Source organism: Peiella sedimenti, from assembly GCF_030504955.1.
In the GTDB taxonomy this organism is placed as follows: domain Bacteria; phylum Pseudomonadota; class Alphaproteobacteria; order Caulobacterales; family Caulobacteraceae; genus Brevundimonas; species Brevundimonas sedimenti.
This window is the reverse complement of sequence record NZ_JAUKTR010000001.1, coordinates 676,838-690,885: the sequence shown is the minus strand read 5'-3', so window position 1 is coordinate 690,885 and position 14,048 is coordinate 676,838. Positions and strand designations below refer to the sequence as shown.

16 protein-coding genes are annotated in these 14,048 nt (G+C 69.3%); 10 read left to right on the top strand and 6 right to left on the bottom strand.

What is annotated here, in order from left to right; genetic code table 11:
* Positions 1 to 24: 24 nt before the first annotated feature.
* The 6 genes from gltX to Q0812_RS03560 all read left to right on the top strand — a co-directional run bounded on the left by gltX (position 25) and on the right by Q0812_RS03560 (position 5,124).
* The gene (gene gltX / locus Q0812_RS03585) at positions 25 to 1,365 is read left to right on the top strand and encodes a glutamate--tRNA ligase (protein WP_302109199.1); all 1,341 of its coding nucleotides are present in this window, start codon (positions 25 to 27) and stop codon (positions 1,363 to 1,365) included.
* Positions 1,366 to 1,438: 73 nt separating this feature from the next.
* Positions 1,439 to 2,725: a citrate synthase gene (gene gltA / locus Q0812_RS03580; protein ID WP_302108917.1), complete on the top strand. Its 1,287-nt coding sequence runs from the start codon at positions 1,439 to 1,441 to the stop codon at positions 2,723 to 2,725.
* Positions 2,726 to 3,091: 366 nt separating this feature from the next.
* Positions 3,092 to 3,958, top strand: a complete 867-nt coding sequence (locus tag Q0812_RS03575) for a thymidylate synthase (protein WP_302108916.1) — start codon at positions 3,092 to 3,094, stop codon at positions 3,956 to 3,958.
* Between the two features lie 14 nt (positions 3,959 to 3,972).
* Entirely contained in the window at positions 3,973 to 4,263 is a 291-nt protein-coding gene (locus Q0812_RS03570) for a nucleoside triphosphate pyrophosphohydrolase family protein (RefSeq protein ID WP_341923480.1), read from the top strand.
* Between the two features lie 5 nt (positions 4,264 to 4,268).
* Positions 4,269 to 4,784 (top strand): dihydrofolate reductase, encoded by a 516-nt coding sequence (locus Q0812_RS03565; RefSeq protein ID WP_302108914.1) that lies wholly within the window; start codon positions 4,269 to 4,271, stop codon positions 4,782 to 4,784.
* Between the two features lie 19 nt (positions 4,785 to 4,803).
* Positions 4,804 to 5,124, top strand: coding sequence for a YbjQ family protein (locus tag Q0812_RS03560; RefSeq protein ID WP_302108913.1), 321 nt, complete (start codon positions 4,804 to 4,806; stop codon positions 5,122 to 5,124).
* A gap of 152 nt (positions 5,125 to 5,276) precedes the next feature.
* Here the strand turns inward: Q0812_RS03560 and Q0812_RS03555 are convergent, their stop codons facing one another.
* Complete coding sequence (locus Q0812_RS03555; RefSeq protein WP_302108912.1) at positions 5,277 to 6,956, bottom strand: tetratricopeptide repeat protein; 1,680 nt, start codon at positions 6,954 to 6,956, stop codon at positions 5,277 to 5,279.
* A gap of 33 nt (positions 6,957 to 6,989) precedes the next feature.
* On the bottom strand, positions 6,990 to 7,769 hold the full coding sequence (locus Q0812_RS03550; protein WP_302108911.1) for a thiazole synthase: 780 nt from the start codon (positions 7,767 to 7,769) through the stop codon (positions 6,990 to 6,992).
* Positions 7,770 to 7,889: 120 nt separating this feature from the next.
* Between Q0812_RS03550 and Q0812_RS03545 the strand changes: the two genes are divergently transcribed.
* Complete coding sequence (locus tag Q0812_RS03545) at positions 7,890 to 8,915, top strand: serine hydrolase domain-containing protein (protein WP_302108910.1); 1,026 nt, start codon at positions 7,890 to 7,892, stop codon at positions 8,913 to 8,915.
* Between the two features lie 3 nt (positions 8,916 to 8,918).
* Here Q0812_RS03545 and Q0812_RS03540 read toward each other — a convergent pair whose 3' ends face one another.
* Entirely contained in the window at positions 8,919 to 9,395 is a 477-nt protein-coding gene (locus Q0812_RS03540) for a hypothetical protein (RefSeq protein WP_302108909.1), read from the bottom strand.
* Positions 9,396 to 9,449: 54 nt separating this feature from the next.
* Positions 9,450 to 9,647, bottom strand: a complete 198-nt coding sequence (gene thiS / locus Q0812_RS03535) for a sulfur carrier protein ThiS (protein WP_302108908.1) — start codon at positions 9,645 to 9,647, stop codon at positions 9,450 to 9,452.
* Between the two features lie 86 nt (positions 9,648 to 9,733).
* Here thiS and aroQ point away from each other — a divergent pair, with 86 nt between their 5' ends.
* Genes aroQ through accC form a run of 3 tightly spaced genes read left to right on the top strand, consistent with a single transcriptional unit; the run spans position 9,734 to position 12,033 of the window.
* Positions 9,734 to 10,174: a type II 3-dehydroquinate dehydratase gene (gene aroQ, locus Q0812_RS03530; protein WP_302108907.1), complete on the top strand. Its 441-nt coding sequence runs from the start codon at positions 9,734 to 9,736 to the stop codon at positions 10,172 to 10,174.
* 25 nt (positions 10,175 to 10,199) lie between these two features.
* Positions 10,200 to 10,679, top strand: a complete 480-nt coding sequence (accB, locus tag Q0812_RS03525) for an acetyl-CoA carboxylase biotin carboxyl carrier protein (RefSeq protein ID WP_302108906.1) — start codon at positions 10,200 to 10,202, stop codon at positions 10,677 to 10,679.
* Positions 10,680 to 10,689: 10 nt separating this feature from the next.
* Positions 10,690 to 12,033 carry an acetyl-CoA carboxylase biotin carboxylase subunit gene (accC, locus tag Q0812_RS03520; protein ID WP_302108905.1) on the top strand — a complete coding sequence of 448 codons (1,344 nt, stop codon included), beginning with the start codon at positions 10,690 to 10,692 and terminating at the stop codon, positions 12,031 to 12,033.
* 6 nt (positions 12,034 to 12,039) lie between these two features.
* Here accC and Q0812_RS03515 read toward each other — a convergent pair whose 3' ends face one another.
* Positions 12,040 to 13,416 (bottom strand): MATE family efflux transporter, encoded by a 1,377-nt coding sequence (locus Q0812_RS03515; protein WP_302108904.1) that lies wholly within the window; start codon positions 13,414 to 13,416, stop codon positions 12,040 to 12,042.
* A 91-nt stretch (positions 13,417 to 13,507) separates the two neighbouring features.
* Entirely contained in the window at positions 13,508 to 14,047 is a 540-nt protein-coding gene (locus Q0812_RS03510; RefSeq protein ID WP_302108903.1) for a prephenate dehydratase domain-containing protein, read from the bottom strand.
* Between the last annotated feature and the right edge of the window lies 1 nt (position 14,048).

The window sequence follows — 14,048 nt, the reverse complement described above, 5'->3', positions numbered from 1 at the left end:
ATCGCCCCCTCGCCCACCGGCGCCATGCATATTGGCACCGCCCGCACGGCGCTTTTCAACTGGCTTTATGCCCGCCACTGCGGCGGCAGGTTCCTGGTGCGCATCGAGGACACCGACCGCGAGCGCTCCACCCAGGACGCCGTCGACGTGCTGTTCAGGGGCCTGGCCTGGCTGGGCCTCGAGGGGGACGAGGAGCCGGTCTTCCAGTCCCAACGCGCCGACCGCCACCGCGAGGCGGCGCTTCAGCTGCTGGACAGCGGCGGCGCCTACCGCTGCTGGATGACGCCCGACGAGGTCGAGGCCGCGCGCGAACAGGGCCGCGCCGAGGGCCGCCTCATCCGCTCCCCGTGGCGTGATCGTACCGACGGCCCAGCCGACCAGCCCTACGTCGTGCGCTTCCGTGGGCCCGACTCGGGCGAGGTGGCGGTCGATGATCTGGTGCAGGGCCGGGTCGCCTGGCAGGCCGAGAACCTGGACGACCTTGTTCTGCTGCGCTCGGACGGCACGCCCACCTACAACCTTGCCGTGGTGGTGGACGACCACGACATGGGCGTGACCCACGTCATTCGGGGCGACGATCACCTGAACAACGCTGCGCGCCAGAGCCTGATCTACGACGCCCTGGGCTGGAGCCGCCCGGCTTTCGCGCACATCCCGCTGATCCACGGCCCGGACGGCGCCAAGCTGTCCAAGCGCCACGGCGCCCAGGCCGTGGCCGACTACGCCGGGCTGGGCTACCTGCCCGAGGCCATGCGCAACTATCTCGCCCGCTTGGGCTGGAGCCACGGCGACGACGAGATCTTCAGCGACGATGAGGCCATCGCCTGGTTCGACGTCCGCGACGTCAACCGCGCCCCCTCGCGCCTGGACTTCGAAAAGCTGGCCCACGTCAACGCCCACTGGATCCGCCAGGCCGACGATGCGCGCCTGACCGGCCTGACCCTGCCCTTCGTGGAGAAGGCGGGCCTGACCGCCGACGAAGCCCGGATCGCCGCCGCCATTCCCCAGGTGAAGGACCGCGCCAAGACCCTGGTGGAGCTGGCCGAACAGGTCGCCTTCGCCCTGGCCGCCCGCCCCCTGTCGCTCGACGACAAGGCGACAGGCCAGATCGCCCAGGCCCGCCCGCTGCTGGAGCCGCTGCGCGCCGTCCTCGCCGACCAACCCGCCTGGGACGCCGACGCCCTGGCCGCCGCGCTCAAGACCTTCGCCGAAGGCCAGGGCGTCGGCTTCGGCAAGTTCGCCCCGGCCCTGCGCGCCGCCCTTACCGGCGGCCTGCCCTCGCCCGACCTCGGCAAAGTCATGGCCGCGCTCGGCCGTGAAGAAAGCCTCGCCCGCCTGGACGATGCGCTTTCGCTACCGACCTAAGGCGTTATAAAGGCGCCCAACTGCGGCCGCCCTCCCCCGCGCCGCGCTTCTTCGAACGACAGGGATCGCACCCATGACCGACAAGACCGCCAAGCTCTCCTACGCGGGCAAGGACATCGACCTGCCCATCCTCGAGGGTTCGACCGGTCCTGAGGTTCTGGACATCCGCAAGCTGTACGGCCAGACGGGCGCCTTCACCTACGACCCTGGCTTCACCTCGACGGCGGCCTGCGAGAGCGGCCTGACCTTCATCGACGGCGACGAAGGCATCCTGCTGCACCGCGGCTATCCCATCGATCAGCTGGCCGAGAAGTCCAACTTCATCGAGGTCTGCCACCTGCTGCTCCACGGCGAGCTGCCGACGGCCGCGCAGTACGAGAAGTTCGAGCGCAACATCACCATGCACACGATGCTGCATGCCCAGTTCGACCGCTTCTTCGAAGGCTTCCGCCGCGACGCTCACCCCATGGCCATCATGGTGGGCACGGTGGGCGCGCTGTCGGCCTTCTATCACGACAGCCTCGACATCAACGATCCGACCCAGCGCTACATCTCGGCCATCCGCCTGATCGCCAAGATGCCGACGATCGCGGCCCGCGCCTTCAAGTACCACATCGGCCAGCCCTTCGTGTCGCCCCGCAACGACCTGAACTACGCCGAGAACTTCCTGCGCATGTGCTTCGCCGTCCCGGCCGAGGATTACGAGGTGAACCCCGTCCTGGCCCGCGCCATGGACCGCATCTTCATCCTGCATGCGGATCACGAGCAGAACGCCTCCACCTCGACGGTGCGTCTGGCCGGCTCGTCCGGCGCCAACCCCTTCGCCTGCATCGCGGCGGGCATCGCCTGCCTGTGGGGCCCCAGCCATGGCGGCGCCAACGAAGAGGCGCTGAACATGCTCAAGGAGATCGGCACACCCGAGAACATCCCGGACTTCATCAACGGGGTGAAGAACCGCGAGCGGCGCCTGATGGGCTTCGGCCACCGCGTCTACAAGAACTACGACCCGCGCGCCAAGGTCATGCAGCAGTCCGCCAAGGAGGTGCTGGCCGAGGTGGGCGACCCCAACGATCCGCTGCTGCAGGTGGCCCAGGAGCTGGAGCGCATCGCCCTGCACGACGAGTACTTCATCGAGCGCAAGCTCTACCCGAACGTGGACTTCTATTCCGGCATCACCCTGTCGGCGATGGGCTTCCCCACCACCATGTTCACCGTCCTCTTCGCCCTGGCCCGCACCGTCGGCTGGATCAGCCAGTGGCAGGAGATGATGGAGGACCCGTCGCAGAAGATCGGCCGTCCGCGCCAGCTGTACACCGGCCCCACGCGCCGCGACTACGTGCCGATCAGCCAGCGCGGTTGATGCTCCTGTCTCCTCCCCGCTTTGCGGGGAGGTGTCGCTCGCGGAGTGAAACGGAGCGACGCGACGGAGGGGTGGTGTAGCAGGCCGTTCGCATGCCCATCCCTCCACCGCCCTACTGGCGGTCCCCCTCCCCATCTGGCGATGGGGAGGAGACGGCGCTCATGTCTCCTCCCTACGGCGAAGCCGTGGGGAGGTGGCTGCGAGCGCAGCGAGCAGACGGAGGGGAATCTTCGAGGTCCCTTTCCCCTCCACCGCCTCCGGCGGTCCCCCTCCCCGTCAGGGACGGGGAGGAGACAGGCGGCAGCTACCCACAGCTAATCGCCACCGGCGAATCGCGCCGGAGCGAATCACTGGCATTCTGAGGCCATGAACGCGCTCGCCGCACTCGCCGAGGTTCAGGCCCGCACCGGGGCCGTCTCTCCTGCGCCCGCCGACCACCCCGAGCGGCAGTACCTGAATCTGCTGACCGACATCCTCGAGACGGGCGTGCGCCGCGACGACCGCACCGGCACCGGCACCATCGGGGTCTTCGGCCGCCAGATGCGCTTCGACCTGGCCCAGGGCTTTCCGCTCCTGACCACCAAGAAGCTGCATCTGCGCTCGATCATCGTGGAACTGCTCTGGTTCCTGCGCGGCGACACCAACATCGCCTTCCTCAAGGAGCACGGCGTCCGCATCTGGGACGAGTGGGCCGATGACAAGGGCGACCTGGGGCCGGTCTATGGCAAACAGTGGCGCAGCTGGGCCGCGCCCGACGGCCGCGTGGTCGACCAGATCTCGCGTCTGGTCGAGGGGATCAGGACCAATCCCAACAGCCGACGCCACATCGTCAGCGCCTGGAACCCGGCGGACGTGGACGACATGGCCCTACCGCCCTGTCACTGCCTGTTCCAGTTCTTCGTCGCCGAGGGCAAGCTGTCCTGCCAGCTGTACCAGCGCAGCGCCGACGTCTTCCTGGGCGTGCCCTTCAACATCGCGTCCTACGCCCTGCTGACCCTGATGCTGGCTAAGGTTACGGGGCTGGAGCCGGGCGAATTCATCCACACCTTCGGCGATGCGCACCTCTATCTGAACCATGTGGAGCAGGCCCGCACCCAGCTGACGCGCGAGCCCCTGCCCTTCCCGACCATGACGCTCGCCGACCGGGACGACCTGTTCGCCTTCGAGTACGGCGACTTCACCCTCGAGGGCTACGAGGCCTGGCCGCACATCAAGGCGGCTGTCGCGGTCTGATGGACCTTAAGGCCTTGCAGGACGACGTCCTGCGCATCTCCGACATCTATGCGCGCGAGCACGGCATTGACCGTGACCGTGCCATTCCTGGTGAAGACTGGGCCCTGCTCAAGCTGCAGGAGGAGCTGGGTGAACTGACCGCCGAGCACCTGCGCCTGTCAGGCCGGGCGCGCGGCCAGCCTGACGCCGCCAAGCTGGCGGACGAGGCCACCGACCTGCTGGGCATGCTGCTGATCTACTGCGACCGCGCCGGCGTCGATCTGGAGCAGGCCATGCAGCGCAAATGGCTGGACTGGCTTAAATAGGGGGGATGATGCCCACCACCCTCTCCCTCGTCGTCGCCCGCGCCCGCAACGGCGTCATCGGCCGCAACGGCCGTCTGCCCTGGCGGCTGCGCGCGGACCTGCAGCTGTTCAAGGCCAACACCATCGGCAAGCCGTGCCTGATGGGCCGCAAGACCTGGGAGAGCCTGCCGCTCAGGCCCCTGCCGGGCCGGCTGAACCTTGTCCTGTCCGGCGATCCGGAGCTGAAGCTGAAGGGCGCCCTGGTCTGCCCCAACTTCGACGAGGCCTACGCCATCGCCCGCGAACAGGCGCGCGAGGACGGGGTGGACGAGGTCTGCGTTATCGGCGGCACCCAGCTGTTCGAGACCGCCCTGCCCCGCGCCCGACGCCTGTACCTGACCGAGGTCGAGGCCGAACCCGAGGGCGACGCCCATTTCCCCGCCTTTGACGAAAGCCAGTGGACCGAGGTCCGCCGCGAGCGCCACGAGGCCGACGAGACCAATGACCACGCCTTCGTTTTTCGCCTCTTGGAACGCCGCTGAAGTCCCCTAGGAGACCGTCATGATCGTCGTTACGTCCAACGAAGTGCCCGGCCACCGCGTCGTGCGCACGATCGGCCTGGTGCGCGGCATCACCGTGCGCAGCCGCAATGCGCTGTCCGACATGCTGGGCGGGCTCCAGTCGATGCTGGGCGGGCGGGTCGGCGCCTACGTCAAGCTGGCCGAAACCGCCCGGCAGGAGGCCCATGACGAGCTGATCGAGCACGCGCGCGGCATGGGCGCCAACGCCGTCCTGGCCATGCGCTATGACGCCAACGAGATCATGGACGGCGTCACCGAGGTGCTGGCCTACGGCACCGCCGTGGTGGTCGAGCCGGAATAGACGGCCACCTTGTCCCCGCCGCTCTGACCGGCCCTAGACTGGCAGCGGGTCTTTGACATCCCGCGAGCGCCCTCGCTCCCCGGCATGCCGACGAGTCGGACGGATCGGACGCTTCGGACGCTTCGGACGGTATTTTTCCGTCCGGATCGTCGTCAGACCATGCCCAGGCTGAAGTCGCCGCCCCGCCATTCGCGACGGGCCTCGGCCAGCAGCCGGCTCTGCTCGGCCCGGTCGCCGCGGCGCTCGGCCACCTCCGACAGGGCGTAGAGCGTCAGCGGATCGTGGGGCGCATATTCCAGCGAGCGCTCCAGCTCGGCCTTGGCCTCGTCCAGCCGCCCGGCGGCGATCAGGGCCGCCCCCAGGCTGCGCCGCGTCGGGTACCACCACAGGGGCGGGTCCCGGCCCAGGTTCATGCTGGCCTGCAGCTCGGCCGCCTCGCGGAAGGCGGTCACGGCCGCCTCCTCGTCCCCGCGCAGCAGGGCCAGCCGCCCGGCCAGCACCTTCTCCGGAATGGACAGAACGATGCTGGCCATGCGTCCGAACGGGGTCGTCGGCTGGGGAACGCCCGTCTTGGCTTCGCGCAGCCCCGCCAGCTCGGCCTCCAGCGCGTCGGCGTCACCCTGACGGGCGCGCAGCTCGCCCCGCGCATAGTGGCGCATGACGCGCAGGCCCCAGTAGTCCGCGCCGGGATCGTCAAAGGCCAGCACCACGTCCGGATCGCCAAAGCGGGCCTGGTTCACCAGGGCCGTCCCCGCCACGATCTGGCCGAAGGGGTTCCTCAGCTGATCCAGCGGATAAGCCTCGAAGAAGTGCCCGGCCAGGAACAGCCCGCCCTCGGCGTCGCCGGCCATCAGGGCGCCCGCCATGCCGAAGTGGATGTTGTGGTTGTGGATGCCGATGCTGGTCAGGCCCTCAGGCGCCGGCGAAATGCCGTGATAGCGCTGGGCCGCCCGCACAGCGCCCACATTGGCCGTGGTGGCGTCCTTGTAGCGGCCGATCCGGTAGTAGGTGTGCGAGGGCATGTGCACCAGATGCGGCGAGCCGGGCGTCAGTCCCGCCAGACGGTCGGCATAGGGCACGGCGCGGTAGGGATCCGCCGACCACTCGGTCGAGTGGATGTACAGGTGGATGGCCCCCGGATCGTCCGGATTCTGGGCCAGCGCGCTCTCAATCAGGCTGATGGCCCGGTCCACGCCCTCGCCCGGGATGCGTCCGTCGGCGCTCCACCAGTTGCGGTTCGCCATCAGCAGGGCGTCGGCGGCCAGGGTCCTGAGCTGCAACTCCTCGGGGTGCTGGCGCTGTATGCGCTCCAGGCTGCGGGCGAAGTTGACCGCCCGGCGCGCGGGCGGGCCGCGATAGCGCCGCACGGTGGCGTCCACCAGCTTGCGCTGCCAGGCCGGGGCGTCCGCCGACAGGCGCCGGGCCCGCTCGGCAATGGCCAGGGCCCGCGCCTGCGTCGCCTGGGGCACGTTGTAGTTCAGGTTCGCGCCCATGGCCCAGGCTTCGCCCCACACGCACATGCCGCAGTTGGGGTCCAGCCGCTGCGCCTTCTGGAAGGCCCGCACCGCCTCCTCGTGCTCGAAGGCCCAGCGCAGGCGCATGGCGTGGTCGAACCAGGTCTGGGCCTCGGCATTGTCGGTGTCGGCCTTGAAGCCGCCCGTGCCGAACCCGGAGACGATGCGCATGTCCTCCGGCGACGCCGTGGCCCCGACCGTGGCCGCGGCCTGGCTGCAGATGGCCGAGAAGACGCCCATGGCCGAGGTGGCGTCCGCCACCGTCATCGGCGCGCCGGCCAGCGTAAGCGCCGAAAAACCTAGCAATATCTGTCGCATCTGGCTCTCCCCCTGGGGGAGGATGATGAACGCTTAGATCAGCCCCGCCAAGGGGGACGAAGGATCGGCGTACATGCGCTTGCCCATGCGCCCGGCCAGATAGGCCTCGCGGCCCGCGATGACGGCGTGCTTCATGGCCCGCGCCATGCGCACCGGGTCCTTGGCCTCGGCGATGGCGGTGTTCATCAGCACCCCGTCGCAGCCCAGCTCCATGGCCACGGCCGCATCCGAAGCGGTGCCCACGCCCGCATCCACCAGCACCGGCACCCGGGCCTGCTCGACGATCAGGCGGATGTTGACCGGGTTCTGGATGCCGAGCCCTGAGCCGATCGGAGCGCCCAGCGGCATGATGGCCGCCGCGCCAGCGTCCTCCAGCTTGCGGGCATAGACCACATCGTCGGTGCAGTAGACCATGACCTGGAAGCCTTCTGCGACCAGCAGCTTCAGCGAGCGCAGGGTCTCCTCCATGTCCGGAAACAGGGTCTTGGGGTCCGACAGCACCTCCAGCTTCACCAGGTCCCAGCCGCCCGCCTCGCGCGCCAGGCGCAGGGTGCGCACCGCGTCCTCACCGGTGAAACAGCCCGCCGTGTTGGGCAGATAGGTGAACCGGTCCGGCTTCACATAGTCGGTCAGCAGCGGCTGGGAGCGATCCGTCAGGTTCACCCGGCGCACCGCCACGGTGACGATCTCGGCGCCCGAGGCCTCGGCGGCGGCGGCGTTCTGGGCGTAGTCCTTGTATTTCCCCGTGCCCACGATCAGGCGCGAGGTGAAGGTGCGCCCGGCGACGGTCCAGGTGTCGTTCGCTTCGGTCATGGGCGGGGTTTAGACCCGCGCGGGCCCGCTGCGAAGGCCCGACTGGGGTTCGTAGCGCCTGGTTGGCCGCCGGTTGCATCTGATCTGGGCGCCGAGGCCCTCTGTTGCTTGGAGGGGCTGATGATCAATCGACGTTTCCTGCTTGCGGCCGCCGCGGCCAGCCCTTGCGCTCTGTCGATGGGCGCCGTCGCCCGGGTCCAGGAGGCTGAACCGCGCCCCTTCTCCGGCTCCATCCTGGTGAAGCGGCGCGATGAAGTGCTGCTGCGAAGAGACCAGGGGCCCGCCCGGCTGGGCGGTGATCCGCGGATCGACCGGGACGCCCAGTTCAAGATCGCCTCCATATCCAAGACCTTCACCGCGACGGCGGTCCTGTGCCTGTCAAACCAGGGCCGCATCGATCTGGACGCGCCCGTCACCCACTATTTGCGGGACGCGCCGGACAGCTGGGCGGCGATCCCCGTGCGGCGGCTCCTGAACCATTCCCACGGCATCCGCGACATCATCTCCCTTGAGGCCTTCCCCCGGCTGGCGGCCGAAGGAACAAGTCTCCCGGAGGTACTGGCTCTCCTCTACGCAGAGCCCCTGAGAGCCGCACCCGGGTCGGAGTTCAGGTACGGCAACTCAGGCGCCGTCGTCGCGGCCGGTCTGATCGAACGGCTGGCCGGACTGCCCTATGAGGCGGTGCTGGAACGCAGCCTTCTGAGTCCACTAGGTCTCACCTCGACAGGCGGACTGGGCCTGGCCGATCCTCCGCCGCGCCTGGTGGACGGCCTTGTACTGGCCGAGGGCCGCCTTGCCTCGGCCCGTCCACTGAACATGAGCGTTACGCGCGGAGCGGGGTCCCTGTACTCCGGTTCCGACGATCTGCACCGCTGGGTCGCGGCCGTGGGAGACGAACATCTCCTGCCTGCAGAGGTTTGGCGCCAGGTCCTTACGCCCGAGGTCAACGAGTTCGGCCTAGGCTGGATGGTGCGCGAGATGTTCGGCCAACGCGAGATCGGCCACCTCGGGGACATCAACGGCTTCGGCTCCTGGCTGGCCAGATACCCTGAAGCTGGTGTGACCGTGTCGATCCTGACCAATCTCGAGGGCACACGCGTCCGCGACCTGGGCCGCCGCTACGCGGAATGGGCGCTAAGCCTCTAGGTCTCACCCACCCTGGCAGGCGGCGGTGTTTCCGGCCTGACAGGCGGCGACGCGAGCACGCCAGGCGGCCATCTCCGCCTCATAGCGGGCCTGCGACTCGGCGGCCGCGGCGTTGACGCGGGCGATCTCGGCCTCGCGTTCAGCCAGGGCCTGCTCGTAGGCGCGGCGGTCGGCGGCGGCGCGCGCCGCCTCTTCGGCGTTGTGGGCCGCGATGCGGGCGTTGTTCTCGCGGATCTGGGCGTTTAACGCCTCGATCTCGGCGACCTCCTCAGGCGTCGGCTGATATCGGCCACCGGCATCCTCGCCGTTCAGCTCGGGCGGCAGCGGCGAGACCAGCTTCATCGGCTCAGCCGGGGGCGGCGGGGGTGGCGGGGGCGGCAGCTGCGACTGCTGCACGTGACCGGCCGGCGCTGTCTGGGCGGCGGCTGAACCCGCCAAGGCGACGGCGATGGCGATCAGGCTGTTGCGGAACAGGTGCATGGGCGTCTCTCCTGACGCTGAACCTTGACCGAGGCGTCCGGCGAAAGAAAGGCCTTACCCTCCACCGACGAACTGGACGATCTCGATACGGTCGCCCGCCTCCAGCACCGTCTGGTCGTGCAGGCTGCGGGGCACGATGACCAGATTGCGCTCCACGGCGGCGGCGGCGCGGTCCAGGCCCAGCTCGTCGATCAGCTGGGCGATGGTGATCGCTTTCACCGTGATGGGATCGCCGTTGACGAAGATCAGCATGACAGTCCTGGCGGGCCTTCCCGCCTCGCGGCTTGTGACAGAACGTTACGGACTATAAAAGTCCGCCGATTCCAAGGCGGCGGCGGATGTCCAAACCCCTTTTCGTGCTCAACGGCCCCAATCTGAACCGCCTCGGGACCCGCGAGCCGCAGGTCTACGGGACCGCGACCCTGGCCGACATCCAGCGCCTGTGCGAACGGGCGGCCGGCGATGTGGCCGTCGACTTCCGTCAGTCCAACCACGAGGGCCAGCTCATCGACTGGCTGCACGAGGCCGAGGACAAGGCGCTGGCTGTCGTGCTGAACCCGGCGGGATATGGCCACACATCCGTGTCATTGCGCGACGCGGCGGCTTGCCTGTCGATCCCGCTCGTGGAATGCCACCTGTCGAACACCGCCGCGCGGGAGGACTTCCGCCGGACCTCGCTCATCTCGCCGGTCGCGGCCGGCGTCATCCAGGGCTTCGGCCCGGCAAGCTACGAATTGGCCGTCATCGCGGCGCTGCGCCTGACCGGCGCGACCGCCTGACGAAAAGAAGAGGGCAAAGACCTCCATGGCTGCTTCCAAGACCCCGTCTCCGATCGACTCCCTGCTCGTCCGCGAGCTGGCGGGCATCCTCAACGAGACCGACCTGACCGAGATCGAGGTCGAAAAGGACGGGCTGAAAATCCGCGTCGCCAAGTCGATGGCGGCCGCAGCGCCCATGATGGTTCACGCGCCGCCTCCGGCCGCCGCTCCCGCGCCCCAACCAGCGGCCCAGGCCGCCCCCGCCACCGCCCCGGCTGCGGCCAAGCGCGACGGCGAGGAGGTGAAGTCCCCCATGGTCGGCACCGCCTATCTCTCGCCGCAGCCGGGCGCGCCGGCCTTCATCAAGCCGGGCGACAAGGTCAAGGCCGGCCAGACGCTGCTGATCGTCGAGGCCATGAAGACCATGAACCCAATCGCCTCGCCGCGCGACGGCGTGGTGGCCGAGGTGCTGGTCGGCGACGCCCAGCCGGTAGAGTACGGCGAGCCGCTCGTCGTCCTCCAGTAGGATCAGCGCCATGTTCGACAAGCTGCTGATCGCCAACCGCGGCGAGATCGCGCTCCGGATCCATCGCGCCTGCAAGGAGATGGGCATCTCCACTGTGGCGGTCCATTCCGAGGCCGACCGCGGCGCCATGTGGGTGCGCCTGGCCGACGAGAGCGTCTGCATCGGGCCCGCCCCCGCGGCCAAGTCCTACCTGAACATCCCCTCGATCATCGCGGCGGCCGAGGTCACCCACGCCCAGGCCATCCACCCCGGCTACGGCTTCCTGTCGGAGAACGCCCGCTTCGCCGAGATCGTGGCCGCCCACGGCATCACCTTCGTCGGTCCCAAGCCGGAGCACATCCGGATCATGGGCGACAAGATCACGGCCAAGCAGACCGCCCGGGACGCAGGCATCCCCGTGGTGCCGGGCTCGGACGGCGAGGTCGAGACGGTCGAGCAGGCCATCGAGGCGTCCAAGTCCATCGGCTTCCCCTTGATCGTCAAGGCGGCCGCCGGCGGCGGCGGGCGCGGCATGAAGGTGGCCCTGACCCCCGATGATCTGGTCGAGGCCGTGCAGACCGCCCAGGCCGAGGCCGCCGCGGCCTTCGGCAACGGCGCCGTCTACATGGAGCGCTACCTCCAGAAGCCGCGCCACATCGAGATCCAGGTCATCGCCGACAGCCACGGCAACGTGGTCCATCTGGGCGAGCGCGACTGTTCACTGCAGCGGCGCCACCAGAAGGTGCTGGAGGAAGCCCCCTCCCCGGCGCTCGACGCCGCCGGCCGCGAGAAGATCGGCAAGGTCGTCGTCGATGCGATCAAGGCCATCGGCTACCTCGGCGTGGGCACCATCGAGTTTCTGTGGGAGGACGGCGAGTTCTTCTTCATCGAGATGAACACCCGCCTGCAGGTGGAGCATCCGGTGACCGAGGCCATCACCGGCGTCGATCTGGTGCGCGAACAGATCCGCGTGGCCGCCGGCCTGCCCCTGTCCTTCACGCAGGAGGACATCGTCTTCGAGGGACACGCCATCGAGTGCCGCGTCAACGCCGAGAACCCGCGCACCTTCACCCCCTCGCCGGGCCTGGTGAATGACTTCCACGCGCCGGGCGGTCTGGGCGTGCGGCTCGATTCGGCGCTCTTCGCCGGCTATTCGATCCCGCCCTACTACGACAGCCTGATCGGCAAGCTGATCGTCCACGGCCGCGACCGCGAGGAGTGCATCGCCCGCCTCAAGCGCAGCCTGAACGAGATGGTCGTGGGCGGTATCGACACCACCATCCCCCTGTTCCAGCAGCTGTTGCAGGAGCCCGACATCCTGTCGGGCGACTACGACATCCACTGGTTGGAGAAGTGGGCCAAGGCGCAGGGCTGATCCGAATCAGGCGACGGCCGGAGCCAGCTTTCGGCCCGACACGAACCAGAACCGGGTGGTCAGCATGCCCGCCGAGATCAGGCTGGCCACGACCACGGCCCACACGATGCCATTCACGCCCAGGCCCGCCGGATGGGCCAGGAACCAGCCCAGTGGCAGCATGACGACGCCGTAGCTGACGATGTGCATGACCGTGGGCCACCACACGTCGGCGGCGGCCCTCAGCGACTGCGCCGCCACCACCTGCAGCCCGTCTGCGACGAAGAACAGGCAAGCGATGGTTAGTCCGGAGACGGCGATGGCCACCGCCTGGGGATCAGAGGTGTAGGCCCGCGCCAGCGGCTCGTCGAACAGCCAGACGCCCAGCGCGATCAGACCCGTCAGGACCGCGGTCACCCCCATGCCGAGGAAGCCCGCCTGGCGCACGCCATGCGGCTGACCGGCGCCATAGTCGCGGCCGACCAGCACGGCCGTCGCCGACGACAGGCCCAGCGGCCCCATGAAGATCACGGCGGCGATGTTCAGGATAACGGTCCAGGCCGCGACCTCCAGCCCGCCCAGCCAGCCGGCGACGAAGGTCATGGCGGCGAAGGCCGTCACCTCGATGAAGTAGGACGAGCCCGCGCCGAGGCCGATCTTGCGCTGTTCGCGCGCGTCCGCCGCATGGCCCCGACCGTGGCGCAGCAGGGCCTTCAGGGTGACGCCCGCCTTGGCGAAGATGAAGGCGAAGATGACCACCGCCAGAAGCCCGCGCGCGAAGAAGGTCGCCCAGGCCGAGGCCGCCGCGCCTTCCACCGGCAGGCCCGAGGCGCCGGGCACCAGCCACAGGTTCAGCGCCAGATTGACCACGTTGGCCACGATCATCGCCGCCGCCCCGGCGCCCGGACGCCCCTGGGCCTCCAGGAACAGCTGGCCCACCACGGAGAGCAGGTAGGCCGGCATGGACAGGGCGAAGATCACCAGCGGCAGGCTCGCGCCCTCGCCCAGCCCCGGCTCCAGCCCGGCGTTGCGCATGGCCCACGGGCCGAGCAGCGCCATGATCAGCAATGCGCCGAAGCCCAGCTGCAGCGCATAAACGCAGCCGCGCCGCAGCACCGCCACCGTCTCTTCCGGTCGGCCCTCGCCAATCAGGCGCGAGGTCATCACCTGCACGCCCATGAGCAGGCCGACGACCGTGGTCACCACCACAGAGATCGGCGCCAGGGCCAGGGCCTGATAGGCCAGCTGCTCGGCCGAGTGGCGGCCCACCACGATCACGTCGACCAGGCCCATGGTCATGATGCCCACGCGGGCCAGCACCACCGGCCAGGCCAGGCGCAGCAATTCGCCCAGCGCGGCGGTGGGCCGGCGCGGCGGTTCAGCGCTGAGCAGGGCGTCAGTCATGGGAGTCGCATCCGCAGGAGGGCGCGGAAACTGGCCATCTGCGGTCACGCGCGCAAGGGCGACGGCCGCAGCCCCGGCGATTTCATTGAACTCAGTTGTCGCAGAGCACCACGAAGCGCAGACGCACGCCCGGGTTGTCCTCGACATCGCTCTTGAGGATGCGCAGGCCGTAAAGCTCGGCCGCCGTGCTGGAGCAGATGGCGGCGCGCGTGCGGTCCTCGGCCTCGGCCACGGCCCGGGCCGCGCCGGCGGTGTCTTCCGCTTCGACCGGCTTCAGGTTCAGCGATCGGATCGCCCGCGTGCATTGGGCCAGGGCGACCGGATGGCTCTCGGCCGTCCGCACCCCCTCCAGCAGGGCGTCGGCCACGCCCGCCAGATGCAGACGGAAGGGCCGCCAGGCCTCCGCCATCTGCCTCAGGCCAGAGGTCTCGACCAGACGCGCCGCCGGCTCGATGGCCCCGGTGCGATCGCTCTCCACCGGGATCATGGCGCAGCCGCAGTCGCCCGACTTCACCGCCGCCACCGCCGCCTCGAACGTAGGAAAGGCCACGGGCTCGTCCCACGGCCGCATGGCCAGGCACGCCTCATGGCTGAACGACCCGGGCTCCCCCTGATAGGCCACCCGACTCATC

Coding starts and splice junctions, on each gene's coding strand:
- gltX (WP_302109199.1), top strand. CDS start 25: ATGCATATTGGCACCGCCCGCACGGCGCTTTTCAACTGGCTTTATGCC.
- gltA (WP_302108917.1), top strand. CDS start 1,439: ATGACCGACAAGACCGCCAAGCTCTCCTACGCGGGCAAGGACATCGAC.
- Q0812_RS03575 (WP_302108916.1), top strand. CDS start 3,092: ATGAACGCGCTCGCCGCACTCGCCGAGGTTCAGGCCCGCACCGGGGCC.
- Q0812_RS03565 (WP_302108914.1), top strand. CDS start 4,269: ATGATGCCCACCACCCTCTCCCTCGTCGTCGCCCGCGCCCGCAACGGC.
- Q0812_RS03560 (WP_302108913.1), top strand. CDS start 4,804: ATGATCGTCGTTACGTCCAACGAAGTGCCCGGCCACCGCGTCGTGCGC.
- Q0812_RS03555 (WP_302108912.1), bottom strand. CDS start 6,956: ATGCGACAGATATTGCTAGGTTTTTCGGCGCTTACGCTGGCCGGCGCG.
- Q0812_RS03550 (WP_302108911.1), bottom strand. CDS start 7,769: ATGACCGAAGCGAACGACACCTGGACCGTCGCCGGGCGCACCTTCACC.
- Q0812_RS03545 (WP_302108910.1), top strand. CDS start 7,890: ATGATCAATCGACGTTTCCTGCTTGCGGCCGCCGCGGCCAGCCCTTGC.
- Q0812_RS03540 (WP_302108909.1), bottom strand. CDS start 9,395: ATGCACCTGTTCCGCAACAGCCTGATCGCCATCGCCGTCGCCTTGGCG.
- thiS (WP_302108908.1), bottom strand. CDS start 9,647: ATGCTGATCTTCGTCAACGGCGATCCCATCACGGTGAAAGCGATCACC.
- aroQ (WP_302108907.1), top strand. CDS start 9,734: ATGTCCAAACCCCTTTTCGTGCTCAACGGCCCCAATCTGAACCGCCTC.
- accB (WP_302108906.1), top strand. CDS start 10,200: ATGGCTGCTTCCAAGACCCCGTCTCCGATCGACTCCCTGCTCGTCCGC.
- accC (WP_302108905.1), top strand. CDS start 10,690: ATGTTCGACAAGCTGCTGATCGCCAACCGCGGCGAGATCGCGCTCCGG.
- Q0812_RS03515 (WP_302108904.1), bottom strand. CDS start 13,416: ATGACTGACGCCCTGCTCAGCGCTGAACCGCCGCGCCGGCCCACCGCC.
- Q0812_RS03510 (WP_302108903.1), bottom strand. CDS start 14,047: ATGAGTCGGGTGGCCTATCAGGGGGAGCCCGGGTCGTTCAGCCATGAG.